24 protein-coding genes are annotated in these 23,232 nt (G+C 63.3%); 14 read left to right on the forward strand and 10 right to left on the reverse strand.

What is annotated here, in order from left to right; genetic code table 11:
* Positions 1-7: 7 nt before the first annotated feature.
* Positions 8-1,075 (reverse strand): ornithine cyclodeaminase, encoded by a 1,068-nt coding sequence (locus NMG46_RS00405; RefSeq protein ID WP_254815788.1) that lies wholly within the window; start codon positions 1,073-1,075, stop codon positions 8-10.
* Between the two features lie 3 nt (positions 1,076-1,078).
* Complete coding sequence (rocF, locus tag NMG46_RS00410) at positions 1,079-1,999, reverse strand: arginase (protein ID WP_254815789.1); 921 nt, start codon at positions 1,997-1,999, stop codon at positions 1,079-1,081.
* A gap of 128 nt (positions 2,000-2,127) precedes the next feature.
* On the opposite strand from rocF, the gene NMG46_RS00415 reads away from it, so the two are divergent.
* Entirely contained in the window at positions 2,128-2,565 is a 438-nt protein-coding gene (locus tag NMG46_RS00415) for an Lrp/AsnC family transcriptional regulator (RefSeq protein ID WP_254815790.1), read from the forward strand.
* Positions 2,566-2,773: 208 nt separating this feature from the next.
* Complete coding sequence (locus tag NMG46_RS00420) at positions 2,774-3,097, forward strand: hypothetical protein (protein ID WP_254815791.1); 324 nt, start codon at positions 2,774-2,776, stop codon at positions 3,095-3,097.
* A 41-nt stretch (positions 3,098-3,138) separates the two neighbouring features.
* Here NMG46_RS00420 and NMG46_RS00425 read toward each other — a convergent pair whose 3' ends face one another.
* The 6 genes from NMG46_RS00425 to cyoA all read right to left on the reverse strand — a co-directional run bounded on the left by NMG46_RS00425 (position 3,139) and on the right by cyoA (position 8,976).
* On the reverse strand, positions 3,139-3,360 hold the full coding sequence (locus NMG46_RS00425) for a hypothetical protein (RefSeq protein ID WP_254815792.1): 222 nt from the start codon (positions 3,358-3,360) through the stop codon (positions 3,139-3,141).
* Between the two features lie 154 nt (positions 3,361-3,514).
* The gene (locus NMG46_RS00430; RefSeq protein WP_254815793.1) at positions 3,515-4,690 is read right to left on the reverse strand and encodes a DUF3182 family protein; all 1,176 of its coding nucleotides are present in this window, start codon (positions 4,688-4,690) and stop codon (positions 3,515-3,517) included.
* A 293-nt stretch (positions 4,691-4,983) separates the two neighbouring features.
* The gene (gene cyoD / locus NMG46_RS00435; RefSeq protein WP_254815794.1) at positions 4,984-5,412 is read right to left on the reverse strand and encodes a cytochrome o ubiquinol oxidase subunit IV; all 429 of its coding nucleotides are present in this window, start codon (positions 5,410-5,412) and stop codon (positions 4,984-4,986) included.
* Positions 5,409-6,038, reverse strand: coding sequence for a cytochrome o ubiquinol oxidase subunit III (cyoC, locus tag NMG46_RS00440; protein ID WP_254816355.1), 630 nt, complete (start codon positions 6,036-6,038; stop codon positions 5,409-5,411). The genes cyoD and cyoC overlap by 4 nt, the downstream gene beginning before the upstream one ends.
* Positions 6,039-6,043: 5 nt before the next feature.
* On the reverse strand, positions 6,044-8,050 hold the full coding sequence (cyoB, locus tag NMG46_RS00445; RefSeq protein ID WP_254815795.1) for a cytochrome o ubiquinol oxidase subunit I: 2,007 nt from the start codon (positions 8,048-8,050) through the stop codon (positions 6,044-6,046).
* Positions 8,051-8,052: 2 nt separating this feature from the next.
* Positions 8,053-8,976: a ubiquinol oxidase subunit II gene (gene cyoA, locus NMG46_RS00450; protein WP_302893446.1), complete on the reverse strand. Its 924-nt coding sequence runs from the start codon at positions 8,974-8,976 to the stop codon at positions 8,053-8,055.
* Between the two features lie 632 nt (positions 8,977-9,608).
* Between cyoA and NMG46_RS00455 the strand changes: the two genes are divergently transcribed.
* The 11 genes from NMG46_RS00455 (at position 9,609) to NMG46_RS00505 (ending at position 21,747) form a co-directional block, all read left to right on the forward strand.
* Positions 9,609-10,751: an ABC transporter substrate-binding protein gene (locus NMG46_RS00455; protein WP_254815796.1), complete on the forward strand. Its 1,143-nt coding sequence runs from the start codon at positions 9,609-9,611 to the stop codon at positions 10,749-10,751.
* A complete protein-coding gene (locus tag NMG46_RS00460; protein WP_254815797.1) occupies positions 10,751-11,602 on the forward strand; it encodes an IclR family transcriptional regulator in 852 nt (283 codons plus the stop codon). The genes NMG46_RS00455 and NMG46_RS00460 overlap by 1 nt, the downstream gene beginning before the upstream one ends.
* A 23-nt stretch (positions 11,603-11,625) precedes the next feature.
* On the forward strand, positions 11,626-12,657 hold the full coding sequence (locus NMG46_RS00465; protein ID WP_254815798.1) for a sugar ABC transporter substrate-binding protein: 1,032 nt from the start codon (positions 11,626-11,628) through the stop codon (positions 12,655-12,657).
* A 140-nt stretch (positions 12,658-12,797) separates the two neighbouring features.
* Positions 12,798-13,781, forward strand: coding sequence for an ABC transporter permease (locus NMG46_RS00470; RefSeq protein ID WP_254815799.1), 984 nt, complete (start codon positions 12,798-12,800; stop codon positions 13,779-13,781).
* Entirely contained in the window at positions 13,771-15,303 is a 1,533-nt protein-coding gene (locus tag NMG46_RS00475) for a sugar ABC transporter ATP-binding protein (RefSeq protein ID WP_254815800.1), read from the forward strand. Before NMG46_RS00470 ends, NMG46_RS00475 begins: the two co-directional genes overlap by 11 nt.
* A 30-nt stretch (positions 15,304-15,333) precedes the next feature.
* Complete coding sequence (locus NMG46_RS00480; protein ID WP_254815801.1) at positions 15,334-16,329, forward strand: ABC transporter permease; 996 nt, start codon at positions 15,334-15,336, stop codon at positions 16,327-16,329.
* Position 16,330: 1 nt separating this feature from the next.
* The gene (locus tag NMG46_RS00485; protein WP_254815802.1) at positions 16,331-17,116 is read left to right on the forward strand and encodes an SDR family NAD(P)-dependent oxidoreductase; all 786 of its coding nucleotides are present in this window, start codon (positions 16,331-16,333) and stop codon (positions 17,114-17,116) included.
* Between the two features lie 17 nt (positions 17,117-17,133).
* The gene (locus NMG46_RS00490) at positions 17,134-18,339 is read left to right on the forward strand and encodes a CaiB/BaiF CoA-transferase family protein (protein WP_254815803.1); all 1,206 of its coding nucleotides are present in this window, start codon (positions 17,134-17,136) and stop codon (positions 18,337-18,339) included.
* Positions 18,340-18,341: 2 nt separating this feature from the next.
* Entirely contained in the window at positions 18,342-19,127 is a 786-nt protein-coding gene (locus tag NMG46_RS00495; protein WP_254815804.1) for an enoyl-CoA hydratase/isomerase family protein, read from the forward strand.
* Positions 19,124-20,899, forward strand: a complete 1,776-nt coding sequence (locus tag NMG46_RS00500) for a CoA-transferase (protein ID WP_254815805.1) — start codon at positions 19,124-19,126, stop codon at positions 20,897-20,899. The genes NMG46_RS00495 and NMG46_RS00500 overlap by 4 nt, the downstream gene beginning before the upstream one ends.
* A 14-nt stretch (positions 20,900-20,913) precedes the next feature.
* Positions 20,914-21,747, forward strand: coding sequence for an SMP-30/gluconolactonase/LRE family protein (locus NMG46_RS00505; protein WP_254815806.1), 834 nt, complete (start codon positions 20,914-20,916; stop codon positions 21,745-21,747).
* 20 nt (positions 21,748-21,767) lie between these two features.
* On the opposite strand, the gene NMG46_RS00510 is transcribed toward NMG46_RS00505, so the two are convergent.
* Entirely contained in the window at positions 21,768-22,109 is a 342-nt protein-coding gene (locus NMG46_RS00510; RefSeq protein ID WP_254815807.1) for an antibiotic biosynthesis monooxygenase, read from the reverse strand.
* Between the two features lie 169 nt (positions 22,110-22,278).
* Entirely contained in the window at positions 22,279-22,773 is a 495-nt protein-coding gene (locus NMG46_RS00515) for an EF-hand domain-containing protein (RefSeq protein ID WP_254815808.1), read from the reverse strand.
* A gap of 169 nt (positions 22,774-22,942) precedes the next feature.
* On the opposite strand from NMG46_RS00515, the gene NMG46_RS00520 reads away from it, so the two are divergent.
* Positions 22,943-23,209: a DUF3606 domain-containing protein gene (locus tag NMG46_RS00520; RefSeq protein WP_352701054.1), complete on the forward strand. Its 267-nt coding sequence runs from the start codon at positions 22,943-22,945 to the stop codon at positions 23,207-23,209.
* Positions 23,210-23,232 lie beyond the last annotated feature (23 nt).

A 23,232-nucleotide genomic window follows, 5' to 3' on the forward strand; every position in this document is an offset into this window, starting at 1 on the left:
TCGCAGCTCAGCTGCCGGCAACCGCCAGCCCGGTCGCTTTTTCGGCGCGCAGCAGCATGCCAAACAGGTCGCGCGGCTCATCGGGATCGGCCAGAAGGTCTAGTTCCTCGTAAAGGCCGGTCCGCTGCAGCTGATCGCGGACGTAGCGCAGCGCGGAAAAATCCTCGATCGCAAAGCCGACGGAGTCAAACAATGTGATCTGTCGGGCGTCCGTCCGGCCTACTGCCTTTCCTGTCATCACCTGCCACAATTCGGTGAGCGGGTGATCCGCATCGAGCTGCTGGCTCTCGCCTTCGATGCGCGTCTGCGGCGGATATTCGACGAAAATGTCCGAGCGCAGCAGTATGTCGCGATGCAGCTCGGTCTTGCCCGGGCAGTCCCCGCCCACCGCGTTGATGTGCACGCCGGATCCAACCATGTTGTCGGTCAGGATTGTTGCCGACCGCTTGTCGGCGGTGACCGTGGTGATGATCTCTGCACCTTCGACGGCTTCCTGCGCCGACGCGCAGAGCTTGATGTCGAAACCCATGCCGGCAAGGTTCTTCATACATTTCGCCGAGGCCGCCGGGTCGATATCGTAGAGACGCAGCCTGTCGACGCCAAGCAGCGCCTTGAACGCAATCGCCTGGAATTCCGATTGCGCGCCATTGCCGATGATCGCCATGCACCTGGCAGCCTCGGGAGCGAGGTATTTCGCTGCGACAGCCGAGCTTGCGGCGGTTCTGAGCGCCGTCAGGATGGTCATTTCCGAAAGCAGCATCGGATAGCCGTTGCCGACATCGGCAAGCACGCCGAAAGCGGTCACGGTCTGGCGGCCGTCACGCGTGTTCTTCGGATGCCCGTTGACGTATTTGAACCCGTAGAGCTGCCCGTCGCTGGTCGGCATCAGCTCGATCACGCCGTCAACGCTGTGCGAGGCGATGCGCGGCGTCTTGTCGAACAGCTCCCAGCGCCTGAAATCCTCTTCGATATAGGTGGCAAGCTCGAGCACGAAGCGCTCGGTGCCGATGGCAAGCACGAGCTTCATCATGCGGTCGACGCTGACGAACGGGACGATGTTCAAATTGACGGTCATGGCTCAGAACCCCCTCGTCGGGCGATCCATGATCCGCCGGCCCATCAGGCTCGCGGTCAGGTCGACCAGAAGCGTGGCGGTGCGGCCGCGTTCGTCGAGAAAAGGGTTGAGCTCGACCAGGTCGAGACTGGTGACGAGACCGCTGTCATGCAGCATTTCCATCGCCAGATGCGCCTCGCGGAAGGTGGCGCCGCCGGGAACGGTGGTGCCGACCGCCGGGGCGATCGACGGGTCGAGAAAATCGACGTCGAGGCTGACGTGCAGCATGCCGTTGGCGGCGCTCACCCGTTCGAGAAAGGCGCGAAGCAGTTGCGCAATGCCGTGCTCGTCGATCGAACGCATGTCATGGACCGTCACGCCGGCTCTGCGCAACGCTTCCCTTTCCGCCAGGTCCACGCTGCGGATCCCCAGCGCGCATATGCGAGCCGGGTCCACCTGCGCTGCAAGGCGGGGGAAATAGCCCTCGAAGCCGGGCTGCCCGCTGGCATAGGCCAGCGGCACACCATGCAAATTGCCGCTGGTGGTAGTGTCGAGCGTATGAAAATCGGGGTGCGCATCGAGCCACAGCACGAAGAGCGGCCGGCCGGCATTCGCCGCCCGGCGGGCAATGCCGGCGAGCGTACCGGCCGAAATGCTGTGGTCGCCGCCGAGAAAGATCGGCATCGCATCGGCGCTCGCGGCATAGGCCGTTTCGCTGATTGCTGCCGTCCAGGCGGCTATTTCCGGCAGCGCCTTCACCGCCGCGTTGCCGTGTACGACGGGACGCATATCGGCAGGGACGATCGTTCCGAGGTCGGTCAGCGTATGGCCGAGCTCGGCCAGTGCGGTGGCCAGGCCGGCCGTGCGCAGCGCACTCGGCCCCATCTCGCAGCCCATGCGGCCTGAGCCGGCCTGGATCGGTGCGCCCACGATCGTGCAATGCATTCTCATACCCCGCCAATTACGATGCCTTTATTGAAGCCCGCATCGCTGGCAGAATGAACATGTCAAATTGGCAAATTTGTCGAAATGCCTTACCATAGTGGCATCATCTACTTCCGTTGTGAGCAATCATGGGCCAGCTCGACGAGCAGATCATCACCTCTCTGCGGCACGACGCCCGGCGCAGCATTTCCGATCTTGCCGTCGGCCTGGGTGTCTCCCGGGCAACGGTAAGGTCCCGGATCGAGCGACTTGAAAGGGACGGCGTCATCGTCGGCTACACCGTCATTCTGCGCGCCGACGCGGTCGATCAGCGCGTGCGTGGCATCATGATGATCGAGATCGAAGGCCACGCCGCCGATCGCGTCATTCGGGCGCTGGGTGGCTTCTCCGAGGTCTCGACCATCCACACCACCAATGGCCGCTGGGATCTGGTGATAGAACTCGGAACCCAGACCCTGAGCGAGTTCGACGCGGTGCTGAGACGTATCCGCCTGATCCCCGGAATTACCGGCAGCGAAACAAGCCTGCTCCTGGCAACGCCACGCACCACCAAGGCTCGGCTGTGACTTCGAGGAACTGCGCTTGACCTGCAGCGGTAACGAAATCCGCCAAGGAATCTTCAATTGCCGCCGCGGTTAGAGCAGTTCCAGTCAAAGTGTGGAACGGTTTTCCGTTCGGAATTGCGTCAGAGCAAAAGGATAGAGCAGTTCAGCGTTTCCAGGAACAGACGAACCGTTCTAGGCCCGGACAGGCCTCCTTCGAGGGAGAACAATCATGGCTCACGCCCAGCAGGAACTGGTCGAATTCGTTATCAGCAAAGCCTTCAACCCGGTCATGCGGGCCAAACCGGGCGGAAAATCCGATGCCGAGCGCAAGACGCTCGAACACGTCCAGCAGGCCACGAAGACCGAGATTGAGCGCTATCGCCGTTACGGCTCGGCCGAGGAGGTCGCGACCAACTTCAGGCGCGACCTGAATTCCGACGCTGCCAAAAAGTTGCACGCCCAGCTGCGGCGACTGCATCTGCCGACGATCGAGGACATTCGTGACGACTTCGAGGACAAGGCCCGCAAGCTCGGGGTCAAGGCCTCGTCGTAGATCCGCGACAGATCGCCTCGGTGACGTCCGTCAGGCCGTCATCACAATCCATCCTTGGTCGGAGGCCACCCTGACCGAGCTGTCTCGGGGATGTTGTCCGACGTCAGCTCGCCGCGATTGAGCTTTTCAATCGCTTCATCGGCTTCGCTTTCGTCGAGACCGGAAAGCGGCAAGCCATCGACCACGACGGCTTCGTCGCTCTCGCTGTCATAGACCTCCCAGAGGCCTTCCGGATCCTGTCGTTTGTCGTAAACGGTTGGCATGGCCATTTCCGTAACCACTCCGGCAGGCAAGGCCGCTATTGCACGCCCGCCACCCAGGGCCCGGGCCTTTTCTGACTTGCTGCCTGCCCGAAACAAACTCGGGCCATTGGTGGATGTTCCCTGCCGGAGGCGTGCTTGACTTCAACCTGCATGGCTAGAATCGGCCGGCTTCTCCGATCGGCCCTCGGATCGCCTGGGTGACGACGGTATAACGCGTGATTTGACCCTCCTCCGGGTCCTCCCCGTGGAAATGAATTGCCGCGTTCGGCGGCAGCCGCGCAGTGCTGCCGAACTGCTTGACGGCGGAGACATGCACGATCTGGATGTCGGGATCGCGCGTCATGGCGTCCATCGCTGCCAGCTCGGCGCTGCTGCTGCCACCGATCCGCCAGCTGGCTTCCAGCACACCCGATCGCCAGATGCCCGAGGAATCGACACCTTGGCCGATGTCGTAGTTGCGTCGCGAGGCGAAGAATCCGGGATAACCATCCATCGCTGCGTCATAGGTTCTCGCCTGCGCCACGGCCAAACCCAGCGCCGGAGATAATCGCAGCTCACCCAGCGCCTCCCATCCGCCGCGCACGACAACCAGATCGGATCCGCCGTAAACGGGCCGTCCGTCGTTGTCGGTCGTCGTCCGCTGGGTGCCGTAATAGCTGATCGACAATTCGTCGATCATGGTTCTGCCAACGCTCAGCGTAACGATGTCGCGAAGCTGCGTTTCAAGAACAAGGCCGTATTCGCTTAGGTCAGACGACGGATATTGGTCCAGCAGCCTTTCGACATCGCCGACCGTCGTGGCGGTGTGCTGGTCGCGGCCCCGCGAAGCGCGCGGTGGCTTGAACCGGACCAGCCCGAGCTCCAGCAGACGTTGCGCTGCGCGCAGCGCGTCGTGGCGTGAAAATGCGGTGTAGCCGGGCAGTACGGCCGCGGCGACGGCGCTGCCGAAGCCGGCGTGCCATTCTTTTGGCCGTGCCGCCGATCCGTCCACCAGCTCGTGGGTTATGGCCTTGGTGGTTGCGAAGCGCCAGGGCACCACCCCGCCGAAGAGATCGTCGGGCCCGTTTATGCCCAGTTGAACCGCACCGGCAGCAAGCAGGCTGTCGTCCGGCACGAAATACAACCCGCCGCTGTCACCGCCACCTTCACGCAGGCCCTCGCGGAAGGAAAATCCCTTCAACGCTGCAATCGTGCGCGCGACGGCAGCGACGGTTTCCCGTTCGTGGGCATAGATGGTCTCGCCACCCGGCGCGGAGAATGCGACCACAACACCTTTCGCCCCGCTTGGTTGCCTACCGCTTAGCCCGGTCATGTCGCGCCCTTCGTCCATTGCCGAGCCCATTGCCGTTTCCGCGGCAATGCGTCCGAACCAAAAAACCCGTTGGCGCGGCGAATGTTCCGGCCAACGGCCGGCTGCGGGTTTGACCGGGTGGCTGCCCGGAGCTTCTTGCGGTCGACGTCGAGACGCTGCGTCCCGGCGAGAAGGCTGCGGTGGACAACGTGCTGAAGGAGGCCGCCCCACACGTCCTGGGAGACGCCGACCTCGTCGGCACATTCGAACGGGCTTGAGACCGGAGTTCGCTGTCGCATGAACTGCGGCCGATGGCCGGAATAATCGCTAAATCAGCGGTTCATGTTCATGATCGCGTTCATCGGCATCAAATTTTTGTCGAGATTGGCCATGATCCAGATCGAGCCGCCGATCACCAGAACTACGATCAGCACGCCGAAGGCAAGCGCCAGGGCGTTGTTGGTGTTGTCCGGTCCCGTCGTGATGTGCAGGAAGAAGACGAGATGCACGCCCATCTGGGCGATCGCCAGCACGACCAGCGCCACCGGAACGCCGGGTGCCCATACCAGGTCGGTTCCGGGCAACCAGAACGAGGCGATCGTCAGCAGCGTTGCCAGCCCGAGGCCGATCACATAGCCACGTAGCCCGGATCCGACGTCGGTGTCGCCGAGGTATTCGTCACCCGGCGCCGTATCGATGTCGTAGCGCTCCAGGTCATGGGTGTCGCGCCGTTGCGCGTGGCGATCATCCGCATTGCTCATCGACTTGCTCCCAGGAGATAGACCACGGTGAACAGCGCGACCCAGATGATGTCGAGGGCGTGCCAGAACAGGCTGAAGCACATGAAACGCCGAAGAATATCGTCGCGGAATCCCTTGGCGAAGATCTGCGCCATCATCGTGAGCAGCCACAGCAGCCCCGCCGTGACGTGAAGGCCATGGCATCCCACCAGCGTGAAGAACGCCGACAGGAAAGCGCTGCGCGTCGGTCCGGCACCACTGGCAACCATATGCACGAACTCGCGCAACTCGAGCAGGATGAAGCTGGCGCCGAGCACGAAGGTGACAGTCATCGCGACATAGAACCAGGAGCTTCGCCGCGCTGTCACGGCAAGGCCGGCGAGACCGCAGGTAAAGCTCGACAACAGCAAAGCGGCCGTCTCGATCGCGACGTTGCGCAAGTTGAACAGCTCGGCCCCGCTTGGTCCGCCCGCCGTCTTGCCCGCCAGCACGGCATAGGCCGCGAAGAAGGCGGAGAACATCACGATGTCGCTCAGAAGGAAGATCCAGAAGCCATAGCCGACGACGATCCGGATCGGGGCCGGGCCGCCGAGTGCATGGCCGTGCCCGCCATGGATACGGTAAGGGTCACGCTCTCGAACGTCCATCGCGGTCATGGCCTTGGCCCCGTGTAGGTAGCCAGTGCCTCGCGGCGCGCGCTTCGGTTGGCGCGGTCGATCCGGGCGACTTCGGCGGCAGAAATGACGTATTCGGGTTTGTCGCGCCATGCGAATACGACGAAGGTAGCGAAAGCACCGAGCGCGCCGAGTGCCACCATCCACCAGATGTGCCAGATGAGAGCGAAACCCATCACGGTCGCAAAGAAGGCGCAGATGAACCCGGTGGGACTGTTGCGCGGCATCTCGATCGGCTCGTATTCAGGCTCGTCGCGCAGGCGGTTTTGCTCGCGTGCCCGCTGCTTGATGCTCCAGTAGGGCTCTTCGCCCTCGACGTGCGGAAGCGCGGCGAAGTTGAAGACCGGCGGCGGCGAGGGCGTGGCCCATTCCAGCGAGCGCCCGTCCCAGGGATCCCCTGTGGAATCTCGAAGCGCCGCACGCTGCCGGATGCTGACGACGAGCTGTATGATCTGCGCGACCACGCCGGCGGTGGTGATGATCATGCCGGCGCCGGCAACCAGCACCCAGGGATACCAGGCCGGCACGTCGAAATGCTGCATGCGGCGGGTCATGCCGAGCAGGCCGACGGCGTAGAGCGGCACGAAGGTAGCATAGAACCCGATCAGCGTCAGCCAGAAGGCCAGCTTGCCCCAGCCCTCGTGCAGCCGGAAACCGAATGCCTTGGGAAACCAGTAGGTATATCCCGCGAAGGCGCCGAACAGCACGCCGCCGATGATGACGTTATGGAAATGCGCCACCAGGAACAGGCTGTTGTGGAGCAGGAAATCGGCCGGCGGCACCGCCAGCAACACGCCCGTCATGCCGCCGATGACGAACGTCACCATGAAGCCCAGCGACCACAGCATTGGGGTCGCGAAGCGGATGCGGCCGCCATACATGGTGAACATCCAGTTGTAGATCTTCACGCCGGTACCGACAGCGATGATGCTGGTGGCGATGCCGAACGCAGCGTTGACGTCGGCGCCGGCGCCCATGGTGAAGAAGTGGTGCAGCCACACCATGAAGGAAACGATGCAGATGAACAGTGTCGCGGCCACCATCGAGCGGTAGCCGAACAGCGGCTTGCTGGAGAAGGTGGAGATGACCTCCGAGAAGATGCCGAACGCCGGCAGGACGAGGATGTAAACCTCGGGATGGCCCCAGGCCCAGATCAGGTTCACGAACATCAGCATGTTGCCGCCGGCTTCGTTGGTGAAGAAATGAAAGCCGAAATAGCGGTCGAGCGTCAGCATCGCGAGCGTGGCTGTGAGGATCGGGAACGCGGCGACGATGAGCAGGCTGGCGGCGAGTGAAGTCCAGCAGAACATCGACATCCTGAGGTAACTCATGCCGGGCGCCCGCATCTTCAGGATCGTGGTGACGAAATTGATGCCGGTGAGCAGCGTTCCGACACCCGCTATCTGCACCGCCCACAGATAGTAATCGACACCGACGCCCGGCGAGTAGGCGGTCTCGCTGAGCGGCGGATAGGGCAGCCATCCGGTGCGCGCGAACTCGCCGATCACCAGCGAGATGTTGACCAGCAGCGCGCCGGTGGCGGTGAGCCACAAACTCACCGAGTTGAGCGTTGGAAAGGCAACGTCGCGGACGCCGAGCTGCAGCGGCACGACCAGGTTCATCAGGCCGATGACGAACGGCATCGCCCCGAAAAAGATCATGATGGTGCCGTGGGCAGAAAAGACCTGATTGAAGTGGTCGGGCGGCAGATAGCCGGGCGCCTGGAAGGCGAGGGCCTGCTGGGACCGCATCATGACGGCGTCGCTGAAGCCGCGCAGCAGCATCAGCAGCGCCAGCAGCGTGTACATCACGCCAATCCGCTTGTGATCGACGCTGGTGATCCATTCGCGCCACAGATAGGGAAAATGGCCGGCCAGGAAGACCCAGGCCAGCACGCCGAGGATTGTCAGGGCGACGACCGCCGAGGCGATCATCGGCAGAGGCTGATCGAACGGAATGACGTCCCAGCTCAATTTTCCGAGCATTGTCAGCCTCCTGTCTTGGGCGATACGCCCGGCTCGGGGCGATCGGCCTGGGGACCGGGCGCGGGCGGAACGCCCTGCGTCGCGATTTCATGGAAAAGGTCCGGCTCGACCGAGCGATAGGTTGAAGGTGGCACGTCGATGCTCTGTCTGGCTAGTTCGTGGTAGCTGGCCTTGTCGAGTGCCTGTCCCCGGCTTCGCGCCGAATTGACGAACGCGTCGAAGGCATCCGCTGCGACGGCATGCAGCACGAATTGCATACCTGGAAAACCGTCGCCGCTGAAATGGGCCGACCGCCCATAGAATTCGCCGGGCTGATCCGCCTGCAGGTGAAGCTGCGTCGTCATGCCGTTCATCGTGTAGATCATGCCGCCGAGCTGAGGCACGAAGAACGCATTCATCACGCTTGCCGAGGTGAGCGAGAAATGCACCGGCCTGCCCGCCGGCACCACAAGCTGGTTGATGCTCGCGACATTCTGCTCGGGGTAGATGAACAGCCATTTCCAGTCGAGCGACACGACCTGCACCTCGAGCGGCTTTTGCTGGGAATCCAGCGGCTTCATTGGATCGAGGTCATGCGACCCGATCCAGATGATGCCGCTCAGAAACAGGATGACGAGGATGGGGATCGACCAGACCACCAGTTCGATGCGCCCGGAATAGGCCCATTCCGGCAGATACCGCGCCCTTGTGTTGGTTTCCCGGAACCACCAGGCAAAACCGAGCGTCGCCAGGATCGTCGGGATGACGATGGCCAGCATGATGGCGACCGAATTGAGCAGGATCGTCCGCTGCGCGGCGCCGACTGGTCCTTGCGGGTCGAGTACGCCGCCCTGGCAGCCGGCAAGCAGAGCGGCAAGCAGCATCGTCGCGCCGATGCGGCCAACACGGATGGCCGCACAATTTCGAACGATCGCCCTCAGCAACATGAGATCTCGCCGTGTCCTGAAAACCGATTGGAACGTTGCAGGCAGCGTGGCTGCCAACCCCGAATGTGCGCGCCGGTATGCTCCTGGCGACAGTTTCTTCACGCACGGGGCTCCGGCGGCAGAACCACATGCGGCGGATGTCATCGTTAAGCGGTCGACCTGTCGAGAACCCTCCAAATCCTAAAAACCGGCGGCAAATCCCAAGCAACCAGAGCCAAATCCTAAGAAACCAGAACCAAATCCCTAAGAAACCAGAAACAGTACCCAGATCGAAGTTATCGCCAGAAACGTGGCGAATGCCAAGGCGGCAAACCGGTTCATGGCCGCGCCCATAGTTGGTCCATTTAGTCCGCTCCCTGCGACGTGGCTGCTGATTTCAGTGATGCTGCTCTGGAGGGCTGCGCCAACCGAACGAATGTTCGTCGCGAAAGTTCCCAAAAACCCACATCCACCGCAGCCTTTGGTTGCAGCGCAGGGCGGCAACGCGATGCGAACCAGGGGCGGCTGGGCGGCTTTCTGCCAAACCGGAAACGAGTTCGGCTTTGCGTATGTAAAAAATACTTGTGTAGGTGAAAATAGTTGCTACTAATCGGCTGGGCCGGCGCATGGCCGGCTCTGGGAGGAATTTCGGCATGAGAAGACTGCGCGGCCTCGCGTGGGATCACCGACGCTGCTGGGGTCCGCTCGAGGCCAGCATCGGGCCGTATTGCGCCGCCAATCCCGGTCTTGAGATCGAATGGGACCGCCGCAGCCTCTATGAGTTCGGCGAGGGCGCGCTTGGTCCCGTGCTCGGCGCCTATGATCTTGTCGTGTTCGATCATCCGTTCATCGGCGATATTGCCGAAGGCGGGCTGATGGTGCCGTTCGATTTGTCGGCTGAGCAGCGCCGCGGCTTCGAACGGGATTCGGTCGGCGCATCCTGGCAATCCTACGCGAGGGACGGGCGCCAATGGGCGTTGCCAATCGATGCTGCCTGCCAGGTTGCCTCGTATCGCCCTGATCTCCTGGAGCGCTACGGACCGCTGCCGCGCAGCCATGATGAGGTGCTGGAGCTCGGCCGGCGCGCCTTGAAGGACGGCAAATGGCTTGGGCTGCCGTTGGTGCCGACTGACGCCATGTGCCTGCTTTTGACGCTCGGTGAGCCCCGCGAAGACGGCGACGAGTTCATTGCTGGGGAAAAAATCGAGCAGGCCGTCGGCCAGTTGCGCCAGCTTGCGGCGCTGTCGCACCCGAACTCGCCGAAATGGAACCCGATCCGCTGCTACGATCATATGATCGCGCATGACGACGTGGTCTACGTGCCGTTCGCCTTCGGCTATGTGAACTACGCCTCCAGGGCAGACAGGCCGTATCTGCGCTTCGCCGACGTGCCGACGCCGCGATCCGCCGGCGCCTTGCTCGGCGGCGCCGGCATCGGCGTCAGCGCTCAATCGAAACACAAGCAGGCAGCCGTCGATTACGCGCTGTTTCTGTGCTCGCCCGGCTATCAGCGCGGCGACTACGTGAAATCCGGCGGACAGCCGGGATCGCTGGCGGCGTGGCAGGATGCCGAGGTCAACGCTCTCTCAGGCGGCTTCTTCGCCTCGACGCTGGCGACGATCGAAGCTTCCTATCTGCGCCCGACCCATCCGGGCTTCATCAGCTTCTTCCGCCAATGCGCCCCTCACGCCGCGGCCGCCATCACCGGCGAATTGCCGGCGGCGGAGCTCGCGGACCGGCTGAACCGGCTCTATCGCGAGACCAGGCATGGCCAGCCGCAACGGAGCGTCGCGTAATGGCCACCGATATTGCCCAGATCGTCGACGAAGGCGAAAGCGGCCGCAACGGCTACCGCGTGCCCGCTGTGGAGAAGGCGCTCGACATACTGGAATTCATGGCTGCCAGCGGCGAGCCGCTGACCCAGACCGAGATCGCCACCGGAATGGGGCGCTCCATTCACGAGATCTACCGCATCCTGCTGCTGCTGGAGAAGCGCGGCTACATTTTCCGGACGCAATCGGACCGCTTCCGCCTGTCGCTGAAGCTGTTCGAACTGGCGCATATGCATCCCCCGGTGAACCGCCTGGTCGAATGCGCGCTGCCGGTGATGCGCGGCTTGGCCGCCAATGCCGACCAGAGCTGCCATCTCGTCGTCCGCGAAGGCGAGAGCGCACTGGTCGTGCTGCAGATCGATTCGCCTTTGCCGATGCGTTATTCGGTTGCCCTTGGCTCGCATTTCCCGATCCTCGAAACGAGTTCCGGCGCGGTGCTGCTGGCGCATTCTAGCCGCGCCGAGCGCGACCGCATCGTCGAGCGGATCGTCGCTGCAGGCGAAGGCCAAGGCAGCCGGGCGGAAATCGAAGCGCGGCTGAACGAAGTCGCAAGGCTCGGCTATGAAATGCGCGCCTCGCTGGCTGTCGAGGGCTGCATCAACATCTCGACGCCGGTGCGCGACCATACCGGCGCGGTCATTGCCGCGCTCACCGTCCCGTTCCTGCCGCAGAAGGCCGCGCGCTTCGATCGCAGCACCGTCTTTGAGCGGACTAAGGCGGCGGCCGAGACGATATCGGCGGCGCTGGGCGCGGGCGAAGCTGCCGCCTCTTCACGTGCCGACCCGGAACGGCGGGACTATCCGTTCAGCAACTGACAAGAAATACAGGGAGAAGAAACATGAACTGGTCCAAATCGATGCTGTTTGCCTCGGCGGCCGTGCTGGCTCTGAGCGCCGCCGCGGCACAGGCCGAAAACATGCCGAAGCGCATCGGCTACGTCACCAACTACGCCACGCATGAGTGGTATCAGAACGTCATCAAGGGTATGCAGGCCCGCGCCAAGGAACTCGGTATCGAGCTCGAGGTGCAGGACGCCAATCTGGACGTCGCCAAGGAGGTCTCCGCCGCCGAAGATTTCATGGCCAAGGGCGTCGACGTCCTGATCATCACGCCCGTCAACGAGGAAGGCGTCGTGCCGCTGCTGCGCCAGGCGAAATCCAACAACGTTCCGGTCGTGCTCGAAGGCAATCCGGTCAAGGGCATGAGCACAATGGTCGCGATCTGCGACTACGACACCGGCTACACCGCCGGCGTCGAAGCCGGCAAATACGCCAAGGAAAAGCTCGAAGGCAAAGCCAAGGTGATGAATGTCGGCCTGCCGCTGCTGTCCGCCACCGTGCTGCGGTCGCAGGGTTTCATGGACGGCCTGAAGACCATCATCCCCGACGCGGTCATGGTCCACGACCTCGACGGCGGCGGCAATCCCGATCGCGCACTCGAAGTCTCTTCGGCGGCTCTTGCCAAGAACGCCGACATCAACATCATCTACGGCATCAACGATTCCTCCTCGCTCGGCGGCCTTCAGGCCTGGAAAGCGGCCGGCAAGCCGCAGGATAGCCTGTTGACTGTCGGCACCGGCGGCGAAGGCCTCGCCTTCATCAATGCGATGCAGAACGAGCCGTCCTACCGGATCGAGGCCGCGATGTTCCCGGAAAAGGAAGGCTACACCGCCATCGATGCAGCGGTTAAGCTCTTCAACGGCGAAGAGGTGCCGGAACACATCGTCAGCCCGACCGCGCCGATGAACGGTGACGACTGGAAGAAGTTCTACGACTACGATGGCACCACACGCAAAATCAAATGGGATGCCGTCAATGCGCTTCAGCCACCGGAAAAATGCATGAAAACTTCCGCCGATCTGAAGAAGTAAGGATTCCGGGTAGCCCTTCCCGCACGGCGGGAAGGGCAGCGGATCAGATATGCCGACGGCAAAACAGGGCAACCGTCCTGTTTTGGCCGGCAGGCTTCGAAACGGCGACGGCACCGATACGGGCTCGGAGTGAAATGGACATGAGCGAGCTTACGCAATCCTCTGCGCCAAGGCGTTTCATCGGCGGCCAGCTGCTGGGCAGCAGCCAGCTGGTGCTCGGCGTGATCCTGGCCGTGCTCTGCATCGCCATTTCGATTGCGGCGCCGCAATTCTATTCCGAGGCCAACATCATCGCCATCCTGCGCCAATGCGCGCTGGTGCTGATCGTTGCCTCCGGCATGACGATGCTGATCATCACCGCGGAAGTCGACCTGTCGGTCGGTGCATCGCTAGCTTTTGTCGGCTGTATCGGCATGGCCGTGCTCAATTCAACACACAGCCTGACGCTCGGCCTGCTGGCGGCACTCGCCTTTTCAGGCGCGGTCGGTCTGTTCAACGGGCTGGTCGTCACCATGCTCAAGGTGAACTCGCTGATCGCCACCATCGGCACCATGATGATGCTGCAGGGCGGCGTCTATCTGTTCACCCGCGAGGCGGTGCAGAACCACCACCGACTTGCCGGCTTCACCGATCTCGGCGCCGGTTACATCGGCGCGATCCCGCTGCCCGTGGTCGTTGCCGCGGTGATTTTCGCGCTGGCCGCGGCAACGCTGCGCTTCACCACGCTCGGCCGTTATCTCTACGCTGTCGGCGCCAACGAGCGCGCGGTTCGTCTCTCCGGCGTGCGCTCGCAACGCTTGAAACTCTTCGCCTTCGTCGTCACCGGCCTCTGCGTCGGCATTGCCGGCATGATCCTGTCGTCGCTGATGAATGCCGGCCAGCCGACCGCCGGCCGTGGCTTCGAGCTGACGGTTATTGCCGCGGTCATCCTCGGCGGCACCAGCCTGCTGGGCGGCCGCGGCTCGCTGCTTGGCACGTTGCTGGGCGTGCTGGTGCTGAAGGTCATCGACAACGGCATCATCATCCTCGGCTGGAACCAGGATCTGCAGATGGTGGTGCCCGGCATCGTCATCATCCTGGCGACCTATCTCGACATCGTGCGGAACAGAGCCAATGTCGGTTGATTTCCTTCACCCCGACGAAACCGTGGCTGTCGACAAAAGCGTGCCGGCGCTGGAGATGCGCGGCATCGGCAAGCGTTTTCCGGGCGTGGTGGCGCTGGACAATGTCGACCTGACCCTGGAACCCGGCAAGATCCATGCACTGATGGGCGAGAACGGCGCCGGCAAGTCGACGCTGATCAAGATCATGGCCGGGGTATACGGCAAGGATGCCGGCAACATCCGGCTGCGCGGCCGCGAGGCCGACATCAAGTCGCCGCGCGACAGCCTGAAAGAGGGTATCAAGGTGGTGTTCCAGGAGATCGCGCTGATCGCCGAATTCAGCGTCGCCGAGAACATCTTCCTCGAAGGCTATCCGACCGGCAAAGGCGGCTCGATCGACTGGAAGAAGATCCGTGCCGATGCGGCCGCTCTGTTCAGGCGTATCGGCTTCAACGTCGACCCGGCAGCGCGCACGGGATCGCTGCCGGTCAGCCAGCAGCAGATGGTCGAGATCGCCCGCGCACTCGTCCATGAAGCACGCGTCGTGGTGATGGACGAGCCGACCTCCTCGCTGACGCCGAACGAGGTCTCGCTGCTGTTCACCGTCATCCGCCGGCTGGCCGCGCTCGGCATCGCCGTGCTCTATGTCAGCCACAAGCTCGACGAGGTCTTCGAGATCGCCGACACCGTGACCGTACTGCGCGACGGCCGTCACGTCTCGACCAGGCCGATCAGCGAGCACACCAACGATACGCTGATCCAGGACATGATCGGCCGGCGCATCGAAAACCTGTTCCCGCGCAAGCGCGGTGCACCAGGCAGCAAGGTCGCCCTTTCCGTGCAAGGACTTAGCACGGCGAAAAAGCTGAAGGACGTGTCGTTCGAAGCGCATGCCGGCGAAGTCCTCGGCTTCTTCGGCTTGATGGGGGCGGGCCGGACCGAGCTCGCCAAGGCGATTGTCGGCTTCGATCCGATCACCTCCGGCACGATTTCGGTCGATGGCAGCCCGCTGCTGCCGCACGACACGCACACCGGCGTCCGGCTCGGCATCGGCCTGCTCACCGAAGACCGCAAGAGCGAAGGGCTGATGGGCGAACTGCCGGTCTACCAGAATGCCAGCCTCGCCTCGCTCGGCGCCTTCGCCAGGATGGGCTTCGTCGATAAGGCAAGCGAACGCAAAGCGGTGCAGGACTATGTCGACCGCTTCCGCATCAGGACGCCGAGCTTGTTCCAGCAGGTCAAGAACCTGTCGGGCGGCAATCAGCAGAAAGTGCTGATCTCGCGCTGGCTGATGCGCGGTCTCAAGGTGATCGTCGTCGACGAACCGACCCGCGGCATCGACGTCGGCGCCAAGTCGGAAATTTTTGCGCTCATCGACCGGCTCGCCGGCGAAGGCCTGGCGGTCGTCATGATGACGTCCGAAATGCCCGAGCTGCTGGGGCTTGCCGACCGCATCGCGGTGATGTGCGAAGGCCGCCTCACCGCTATCATGTCCCGCGACGAGGCCACGCAGGAGAATATCCTCAATGCGGCGATCGGCTAAGACGATGACGCTTCGCAAAGGGACCAAGTGATGAGCCTGGCAAGCACCGACACCACGAAATCTGGGCCGTCCATGCTGGCGCGGCTCGTCGCACGGCAGGAAGTGGCATTGCTCCTCTGCCTCATCCTGGTGATCGCGTTCTTTTCCTTCACCGCTGAGAATTTCTTCTCCGTGCGCAACATCACCAATGTGCTCGGTCAAGCTTCGCTAGCGCTGACGGCCGGCATCGGCTGCGCCATCGTCTTCATCTCCGGCGAGGTCGACATCTCGATCGGCTCGCTGCTGGCGACCATCGCGCTGCCGCTGATCATCATCATGAACGACACCAACTCGCTTGTGCTCGGCATCAGCGGCGCGTTGCTGTTCGGGCTGATCATCGGCGTTGTGAATGGTTATCTGACGGCCTATGCCGGCATCAACTCGCTGATCGTGACCCTGGGCACGATGTTCATCATGCGCGGCGGTGTCTACCTCTACACCGGCCAGCGCGCCATCCCCGACGATGCAGCGCTCGACAGCTTCATCGCGCTGTCGGACGGTCGCCTGTTCAACGTCGTTCCCTATTCGGCTATCATTGCCATCGTTCTGCTCGCCGTCTTCGCCTACGTGATGCAGCACCGGCCGTTCGGGCGGCAGATCTATGCCGTCGGCGGCAATCCCGAAGTGGCACGGCTGGCCGGCTACGACGTGCGCCGCGTCAAATTCATCTGCTTCATCATCAGCGCGCTGCTGGCAACGGTAGCCGGCATTATCCTGGGCGCCCGCGTCGGCTCGGCGCAGCATACGGCCGGGCTGAATTTCGAGTTCCAGGTCGTCGCCGCCACCGTGCTCGGCGGGGTGAGCCTTGCCGGCGGCATCGGCAGCCTGACCGGCATGGCGCTCGGCGTGCTGATCCTGCAGTTCCTGTCCAACGGGCTGCGCGGGCTCGGCCTGCCGACCGAGTGGCAATTGGTCATCACCGGCATGATCATCATAGCCGCTGTCGCTTTCGACGAAGCGAAGCGCCGGCGCGCCATTGGAGTCTGACATGGATCGTCTCAAAGGGAAAACCGCAATCGTCACCGGCGCCGCCGACGGCATCGGTCATGCGATCAGCGAGGCAATGGCGCGTGAGGGCGCGCACGTCTTCCTCGGCGACATCGATGATGAGAAGGGCGAAAAATTCGCAGCCGAGCTGCGCGCCGCCGGCCACCGCGCCGACTACATCCATTGCGACGTGGCAGAGGAGGCCGACATCGCCGCCCTGATAGACGGCGCCGTCGGCAAGACCGGCCATCTCGACATTCTGGTCAACAATGCCGCCATCGCCATCGGCGGCATGCCGGTCCATGAGATGACCGACGAGCAGTGGCACCGGCTGATCGCAGTCAACCTGACCAGCGTGTTCCGCGGCTGCAAATATGCGCTGCCGCACATGATCGCGCAGAAATCCGGCTCGATCATCAACATGGCCTCGGCGCAAGGGCATATCGGGCTCGACGGCTGGACCGCCTATGCCGGCGCCAAGGGCGCGGTGATGGCGATGACGCGTCAGATGGCGGTCGAGTTCGGCCCGCTCAACATCCGCGTCAACTCGATCTCGCCCGGAACCATCAACACGCCGATGAACGACAAACTGATCAAGGAGATCGGCGGCAATCTCGCCAAGGCCTGGGTGAAAATGCATCCGCTCGGTCGCATCGGCAAACCGTCCGAAGTGGCAGAAGCCGCCGTCTATCTCGCCTCCGACGCCGCCGGCTTCACCACCGGTACCGACCTGCGCGTCGACGGCGGCCTCACCGCGGCACCCCGCTACGTACCCGACCTGCTTTGACAACCAATGAGACAAAAATGAACAAGGCCCTCGAAGGCGTCCGCATCCTCGATTTCAGCCATCTGCTGCAGGGGCCGTTCGCCACGCAGCTGCTCGGCGACATGGGCGCCGACGTAATCAAGATCGAGCGTTCAGGCGCCGGCGACATGTTCCGCGGCATGACCTTCTTCGCCAAATGGGTCGGCGGCTGCGAAAGCCCGAATTTCCTCGCCTGGAACCGCAACAAGCGCTCCATCGCGCTCAACCTGAAAAGCCGCAAGGTGCATGCCATCATCATGGACATGGCCAAGAAGGCGGATGTGGTGGTGCAGAATTTCCGCCCCGGCGTGCTCGCCAGGCTCGGCTATGGCTACGAGGATTTCAAGGCGGTCAACCCCGCCATCATCTATTGCTCTGGCTCCGGCTATGGCGAGGAAGGCCCCTATGTCGAGCGTCCCGGTCAGGACATGCTGATCCAGGGGCTGTCCGGGCTGATCTCCAACACCGGCCGCGGCGATCAGGCTCCTGTTCCGGCCGGTGCCGGCCTCGCCGACCAGATCGGCGCCATGAACATGGTCTACGGCATATTGTCGGCGCTCTACTATCGCGAGAAGACCGGCAAGGGCCAGAAGATCGAGGTCAATCTGCTGGCCGGGATGCTGGCGCACCTCAATCAGGAATATGTCGCCGTGCTCAATCTCGGCGAGGATTTCGTGCGCCCGAATTCAGGCATCGGCCACCCCGGCATGCAGGCGCCGTTCGGTATCTACGAAGCGAAGGACGGTGGCTATGTGTCGATCGCCATGAGCCCGTTCAAGACGCTGTATGAAGTGCTGGAGGCGCCGCAGCTTGCTGTCTATGACGATCTCAAGACGCTGTTCGACAAGCGCGACGAGGTGTTCGACAAGGTCAACGCCGAAACCAGGAAGTTTGCCACGCAGGACCTGCTGGCGCGGCTGCTGGCAGCCGACATCTGGTGTGCCGAGGTGAAGGACATAAGGCGCGCAGCCGAGGACCCGCAGGTCAAGCACTTGGGCATGATCACCAGTTACGATCATCCGCGCGGCGGTAAGGTCAGGGTGGTCGCACCGGCGGTCAAGATGAGCGAGACGCCGCCTACCATAGAGCGGCCGGCGCCGCTGGTCGGCCAGCATGGCCGCGAGATACTGGCCGAGTTCGGTCTCTCCAGCGGCGAGATTGCAGCACTTGAGGCGTCCGGCGACATGACCGTGGATGCTGTCTGACGATGAGCGTGTACCAGACACTCAGCATGGAAATATCCGGGCGCGTCGCAGTCGTCACCTTCCGGCGCGCCGATCAGCTCAACGCAATGAACCGGCTGATGCAAAGCGAGATCACCGATGTTTTCGAGGCGCTGTCAAGGGATGACGGGATCGGCGCGACCGTGGTGACCGGCGAGGGGCGCGGCTTCATGGCCGGCGCCGACATCAAGGAATACGCCGCCCAGACAGCTGCCGAGTTCGACGTCTTCCAGACCGCCGGCACGCGCATGTATGCGGCGATCGAGCAGAACCGCAAGCCGGTCATCGCCGCGGTCAATGGTTTTGCGCTCGGCGGCGGCATGGAGCTGGTGCTGTGTTGCGACATCGTCATCGCCAACCAGTTCGCAAAGCTCGGCCTGCCCGAGATCAAGCTAGGGCTGGTCCCAGGCGGCGGCGGCACGCAGCGCAGCGTCCAAAAGCTCGGCCGCAACCGCGCCAACCTTTTGCTGATGACCGGCGCCATCGTGCCGGCCTCCGAGTTCGTCGCCGCCGGGCTGGTCAACGAGATCGTCGACGCCGAAAAGCTGATGCCGCGGGCGCTGGAACTCGCCGGCATGATAGCCGCCGAACCGGCTGCCGCGATCGCGGCATTGAAGGCGCTGACAGCGCACGCCGTGTCGGGCGACTTGGCGGAAGGCCTTGCCCTGGAGCGCGACGTACTGGGCCGGCTTTATCGTAGCGAGATCGGCCAGCAGCGGGTGAAGGCGTTCGCCAAAAAAAGTGCCGCGCGGGCGAAGGCTGGGCAATGACATCCCTGGTCAAGCCGAACCGGCCGCGCTTCACCGATGTCGAGAGCCTGGCGGCGATGGTCGGCGGCGGCGATGTCTTCGGCGTCGGCGGGCATCATTTTGCCCGGCTGCCGATCGCCCTGCTGCGCGCCATCGCCCGCTCGGGCGTCAAGGGCCTACGCTATGTCTGCTGGGCCGGCGGCCTGCCGCTCGAACTGCTCCTCGAAGCGGATGCCGTGGCGGAGATCGACATCTGCTTTTCCAGCCTCGACATTTTTGGCTTGCCGCCGCGCTTCCGCGCGGCCGCCGAGACCAATGCCGTGCCGGTCCGCGACTGGACGGCGCTGGCCATGATCCAGGCGCTGCGGGCGGCGCAGCAGAACCTGCCGTCGATGCTGTTTCAGCTTCCCGAGGGCTCGGACATGCTGGCGCGCGTGCCGGGCGCGATCGCCGTGCCAGATCCCATTGCCAGAACCGAGATCGGATTCATCCCGGCCTTGCGGCTCGACACGTTCGTCGTCCATGCCCAGCGCGCCGACGAGAGCGGCAATGTCCAGATCATCGGGCCGCGGGCGCTGGATTTCGCCATGGCCGGCGCGGCGCGCCAGGTGCTGGTCACGGTTGAGGAAATTGTCCCGGTCGGGGCGCTGCGGCATGACGGCCGGCAGAGCATTTTGACCCGCAATCAGGTGTCGGCCATAGCGCTGGCGCCGGGCGGCGCCTATCCCGCCTCCTGCCTGCCTTTCTATGTGACGGATTATCAAGCGTTGGCGGGGGCGTTCGCGGCCAAGGAAATACCTTTGTCGGACAGCCTGAGCATGCCTTCGGAAGGCGTGCCGGAACGGGTTCAAGACGCTGCAAAAGTTCGGGCTGAGACAGTCCTCGCCATGCCCGGGCTCGTGCACGGCGAAAAGCAGGCGTCCATCGACGAGATCATCGCCGCCCGCATCGCCGCCGAACTCGACAACGACAGCTTTGCCAGTGCCGGCGCGGTGTCGCCGCTGGCCAATGTCGCCTATCGGTTGGCCAAAGCGACGCACGCGCCGGACATGATCATCGCCACCATGAGTTGCGGCCATCTCGACATCGCGCCGAGCCCGATGATCCTGTCGCTGATCGAAAGCCTCGATTGCGAAACGGCGGTGGCGCATGCCGGCGGCGACGACACCTATTCGACCTACTATCAGGCCGGCGCAGTGACGCATGAGATCGTCGGTGCCGCACAGGTCGATCGACGCAGCCGCGTCAACACCATAGCCTTGCGCAAACGCGATGGCAGCGCCATCCGGCTGCCCGGGCAAGGCGGCATGGCCGATGTCGCCAACATGCACCGCGATTATCTGCTCTACGTCCCCCGCCATTCCGTGCAGTCGCTGGTCGATGCCGTCGAGATCGCCAGCTCGGCGCGCGGACTGTTGACGCAGGCCGAACGCGAGCCGATGGGCTACCGGACCGGCGCGGCGCTAGTGTTCACCGACCTTTGCGTGTTTCGGCTCGACCGGGAGAGCCGGCAATTGGTCGTCGTCGAGACGATGCCGGGCGTGACCCGCCGGCAGATCCAGGATGCCACCGGATTTGCTGTGATATTCGCTGCCGATTGCCGCAACGTTCCGCTGCCCGCGAACGAAACGCTCGATGTCCTGCGAAACCGCATCGACCCGCTCGGCCTGCGGCGACTGGAATTCGTCAGCGCCAAGGAGCGCGGCGCGCTGATCGCCGAGATACTCGCGGCCGACCGGCTGATGGTCGAGCGCTGTATTGCCGCGCAGCAATCGCATACCGAAACAGGCTGAAGAGGGGGCGGCGCATGGCAAAGCCGTTGCTCGAAATGTCAGCGGCGAAGGTCTTCTTCGACGGCATCTTCACCAACCCGCGCGTCGCGCATCCTGAAGGCGTGGCCATCCATCGCGACGGCTCGATCTGGTGCGGCACCGAAACCGGCGACCTGTTGCGGCTGGCCGCCGATGGCAGCTCGGTCGAACTAATGGGTGGCACGGAAGGCTTTCTGCTTGGCATCGCCTTCGATAGCACAGGCAACTGCTTTGCTTGCGATCTCAGACATGCGGCGGTCTTTCGCTGGGATGCCGCGGTGGCCGAGATGCAACGCTTCGCTTCGGCCGGCATCCGCGTGCCGAACTATCCGATCGTCGACGAGGCGCGCGGCTGGCTCTATGTCTCCGATAGCCTCGGCGAAGACAACCGCTCCGGTATCTACCGCTATGATCTGAAGACCGGCGAAGGCGGCCTGTGGTGCCGCGAGGCCATGGCCTTCGCCAACGGCATGGCATTGGCGCCGGATGGCAATGGGCTTTACGTCGTGGAAAGCCATGCAGCCTGCGTCAGCTATGTGCCGATCCGTGCCGACGGCACGGCAGGACCTCGCCAGCTCGTCGTGGACGGCGTGAACAACGTCCCCGATGGCGTCGCCGTGGCCCCGGGCGGTTCGCTGTTCATCTCGTGCTACGAGCCGAGCCGCATCTATCGCTGGCGACAGAATAGCGGGCTCGAGGTGCTGATCGAGGATCCGGCGGCAACCACGCTCGCCCATCCCACCAACATCGCCTTCAAGGGCGACAAGCTCTACACCGCAAATCTCGGCCGCTGGCACATTACCGAAATCGACTTGACGGCGATTCCATAGATCTGGGCAGCGGCGGCGCCCTATGCCAGCCGACCGTGACTGGAGCGGATGCGCAGCACCTGCACCCGCGACGGCAGCTCGATCAGGAACTCTTCGTCCCGCGCCAGATGGTGGATTTTTGTCGGATCGCCACCGGTGAATGCCGCCATCGCCTCGACGTTTTCCCAATAGGAGATCGTCACGAATTCCGAATGGGTGGGCGTGTCCTCGCGAAAGGTCTGCACGCCCAGGGCCTTCTCGATCAGCGGCTTGATGCCGGCTTCGTAATTGTAACTCTCGTAGGCATCCGCCTTTTCAGGCCTTGTTCTGCCGCGCCAGATACGGGCGATGGTCGGAGTTTTCTCCGTAATTTTCTCTGTCATGGCCAACGAATCCCTGCTGGTCTGATTGGTCCGCCGGCGTTCGAATGCCAGCCAAGGAACGGATCTCCCCGGCTGGCAGCCTGGTATCCCGTTGCCAGCGACGTTTCATCTTCCCGGCCGACGTAGGTGGCGCTGCCAGGATAGGCCTCCTTGCCGACCGGTGGGAGACTTACTCCTGATCCTCGACGCCGCCTCCGTGGAAGAAGGACCGGATTTCCTGCATGTCGACGCTGCCGTCACCGTCCTCATCGACGGCGTTGAATATCCGCCCGACGAAATCCTGGACTTCGCTCTGGGAAAGCGCGCCGTCGCCATCGGCATCGACTATGGCGAACATCATTCGCATCCTCGCGCCATGCATCCCGCGTCCCATGCCACCGCGGCCTCCCGTCTCCCAATCTCGGTCAGGCGGGCCCATCCTGTAGTCGTGATGCCAGCGGTCGCGACCACGCCGTTCCGCCCGGGGCGCGCGATCCTCTTGCATTCTCTCCTCCAGCATCTCGGTCATCATCTGGCGCATCATATCGCGCATGGCATCCTGGCTCTGCCCGCTCATTCCGGGCGCCGGAGCTGCGGACGCGGGCGGGCTCGTCTGGCCGAATGCCGGCGCGGCCAACATAGCCAGCGCCGCGGCAACTGCAGTGGTTTTGCTTGCGAGCGTCATCGTAATCTCCATCGGTATGAATTGGTGGCTGCTGCATCCAAGCCAAACCGGCTGCTCGCCTCATGGTTCCTGGTCAGTCGGCTCGGCGGCGCAAAAGTCCGCCCGGTCGCGGCAACGAAAGCGGCTTGCCCACGTTGCCGTTGATGCAAGGCTCCACCAGGAGGAAAAAATGGCCGACGATAAGAGCAAGCGGGATTTCCGCGACCGCGATCGCGTTGCTGCGGAAGACGACCGTGAAGTCGAGTATTTTGCCCAACAGAACGGCATCACCGCCGACCAGGTCCGTCAGCTGATCAAGAGCTTCGGCAATGATCGTGGGCGCCTGGTCGAAGCCGCGAAGGCGTTGCGAGGGATTTCACCTGCCGGAGCTGACGAGGTGACCAGGGAAGCCCGCCAGCAGGCGACACCCATGCATCTCGGCAAACCCGACGAGTGATGCCAGGCAGCTGCTCTGCCGCT

The sequence above is a fragment of the Mesorhizobium sp. LMG 17147 genome, assembly GCF_024297145.1.
Taxonomy (GTDB): Bacteria; Pseudomonadota; Alphaproteobacteria; order Rhizobiales; family Rhizobiaceae; genus Mesorhizobium.

Bases quoted from the DNA above. Each gene is read 5' to 3' on its own strand.
- NMG46_RS00430 (WP_254815793.1), bottom strand. From the start codon at position 4,690: ATGGACGAAGGGCGCGACATGACCGGGCTAAGCGGTAGGCAACCAAGC.
- cyoD (WP_254815794.1), bottom strand. From the start codon at position 5,412: ATGAGCAATGCGGATGATCGCCACGCGCAACGGCGCGACACCCATGAC.
- rocF (WP_254815789.1), bottom strand. From the start codon at position 1,999: ATGCATTGCACGATCGTGGGCGCACCGATCCAGGCCGGCTCAGGCCGC.
- NMG46_RS00405 (WP_254815788.1), bottom strand. From the start codon at position 1,075: ATGACCGTCAATTTGAACATCGTCCCGTTCGTCAGCGTCGACCGCATG.
- cyoC (WP_254816355.1), bottom strand. From the start codon at position 6,038: ATGGACGTTCGAGAGCGTGACCCTTACCGTATCCATGGCGGGCACGGC.
- NMG46_RS00490 (WP_254815803.1), top strand. From the start codon at position 17,134: ATGAACAAGGCCCTCGAAGGCGTCCGCATCCTCGATTTCAGCCATCTG.
- cyoA (WP_302893446.1), bottom strand. From the start codon at position 8,976: ATGTTGCTGAGGGCGATCGTTCGAAATTGTGCGGCCATCCGTGTTGGC.
- NMG46_RS00480 (WP_254815801.1), top strand. From the start codon at position 15,334: ATGAGCCTGGCAAGCACCGACACCACGAAATCTGGGCCGTCCATGCTG.
- NMG46_RS00475 (WP_254815800.1), top strand. From the start codon at position 13,771: ATGTCGGTTGATTTCCTTCACCCCGACGAAACCGTGGCTGTCGACAAA.
- NMG46_RS00510 (WP_254815807.1), bottom strand. From the start codon at position 22,109: ATGACAGAGAAAATTACGGAGAAAACTCCGACCATCGCCCGTATCTGG.
- NMG46_RS00485 (WP_254815802.1), top strand. From the start codon at position 16,331: ATGGATCGTCTCAAAGGGAAAACCGCAATCGTCACCGGCGCCGCCGAC.
- NMG46_RS00500 (WP_254815805.1), top strand. From the start codon at position 19,124: ATGACATCCCTGGTCAAGCCGAACCGGCCGCGCTTCACCGATGTCGAG.
- NMG46_RS00520 (WP_352701054.1), top strand. From the start codon at position 22,943: ATGGCCGACGATAAGAGCAAGCGGGATTTCCGCGACCGCGATCGCGTT.
- NMG46_RS00415 (WP_254815790.1), top strand. From the start codon at position 2,128: ATGGGCCAGCTCGACGAGCAGATCATCACCTCTCTGCGGCACGACGCC.
- NMG46_RS00425 (WP_254815792.1), bottom strand. From the start codon at position 3,360: ATGCCAACCGTTTACGACAAACGACAGGATCCGGAAGGCCTCTGGGAG.
- NMG46_RS00515 (WP_254815808.1), bottom strand. From the start codon at position 22,773: ATGACGCTCGCAAGCAAAACCACTGCAGTTGCCGCGGCGCTGGCTATG.
- NMG46_RS00505 (WP_254815806.1), top strand. From the start codon at position 20,914: ATGGCAAAGCCGTTGCTCGAAATGTCAGCGGCGAAGGTCTTCTTCGAC.
- NMG46_RS00460 (WP_254815797.1), top strand. From the start codon at position 10,751: ATGGCCACCGATATTGCCCAGATCGTCGACGAAGGCGAAAGCGGCCGC.
- cyoB (WP_254815795.1), bottom strand. From the start codon at position 8,050: ATGCTCGGAAAATTGAGCTGGGACGTCATTCCGTTCGATCAGCCTCTG.
- NMG46_RS00465 (WP_254815798.1), top strand. From the start codon at position 11,626: ATGAACTGGTCCAAATCGATGCTGTTTGCCTCGGCGGCCGTGCTGGCT.
- NMG46_RS00455 (WP_254815796.1), top strand. From the start codon at position 9,609: ATGAGAAGACTGCGCGGCCTCGCGTGGGATCACCGACGCTGCTGGGGT.
- NMG46_RS00495 (WP_254815804.1), top strand. From the start codon at position 18,342: ATGAGCGTGTACCAGACACTCAGCATGGAAATATCCGGGCGCGTCGCA.
- NMG46_RS00470 (WP_254815799.1), top strand. From the start codon at position 12,798: ATGAGCGAGCTTACGCAATCCTCTGCGCCAAGGCGTTTCATCGGCGGC.
- NMG46_RS00420 (WP_254815791.1), top strand. From the start codon at position 2,774: ATGGCTCACGCCCAGCAGGAACTGGTCGAATTCGTTATCAGCAAAGCC.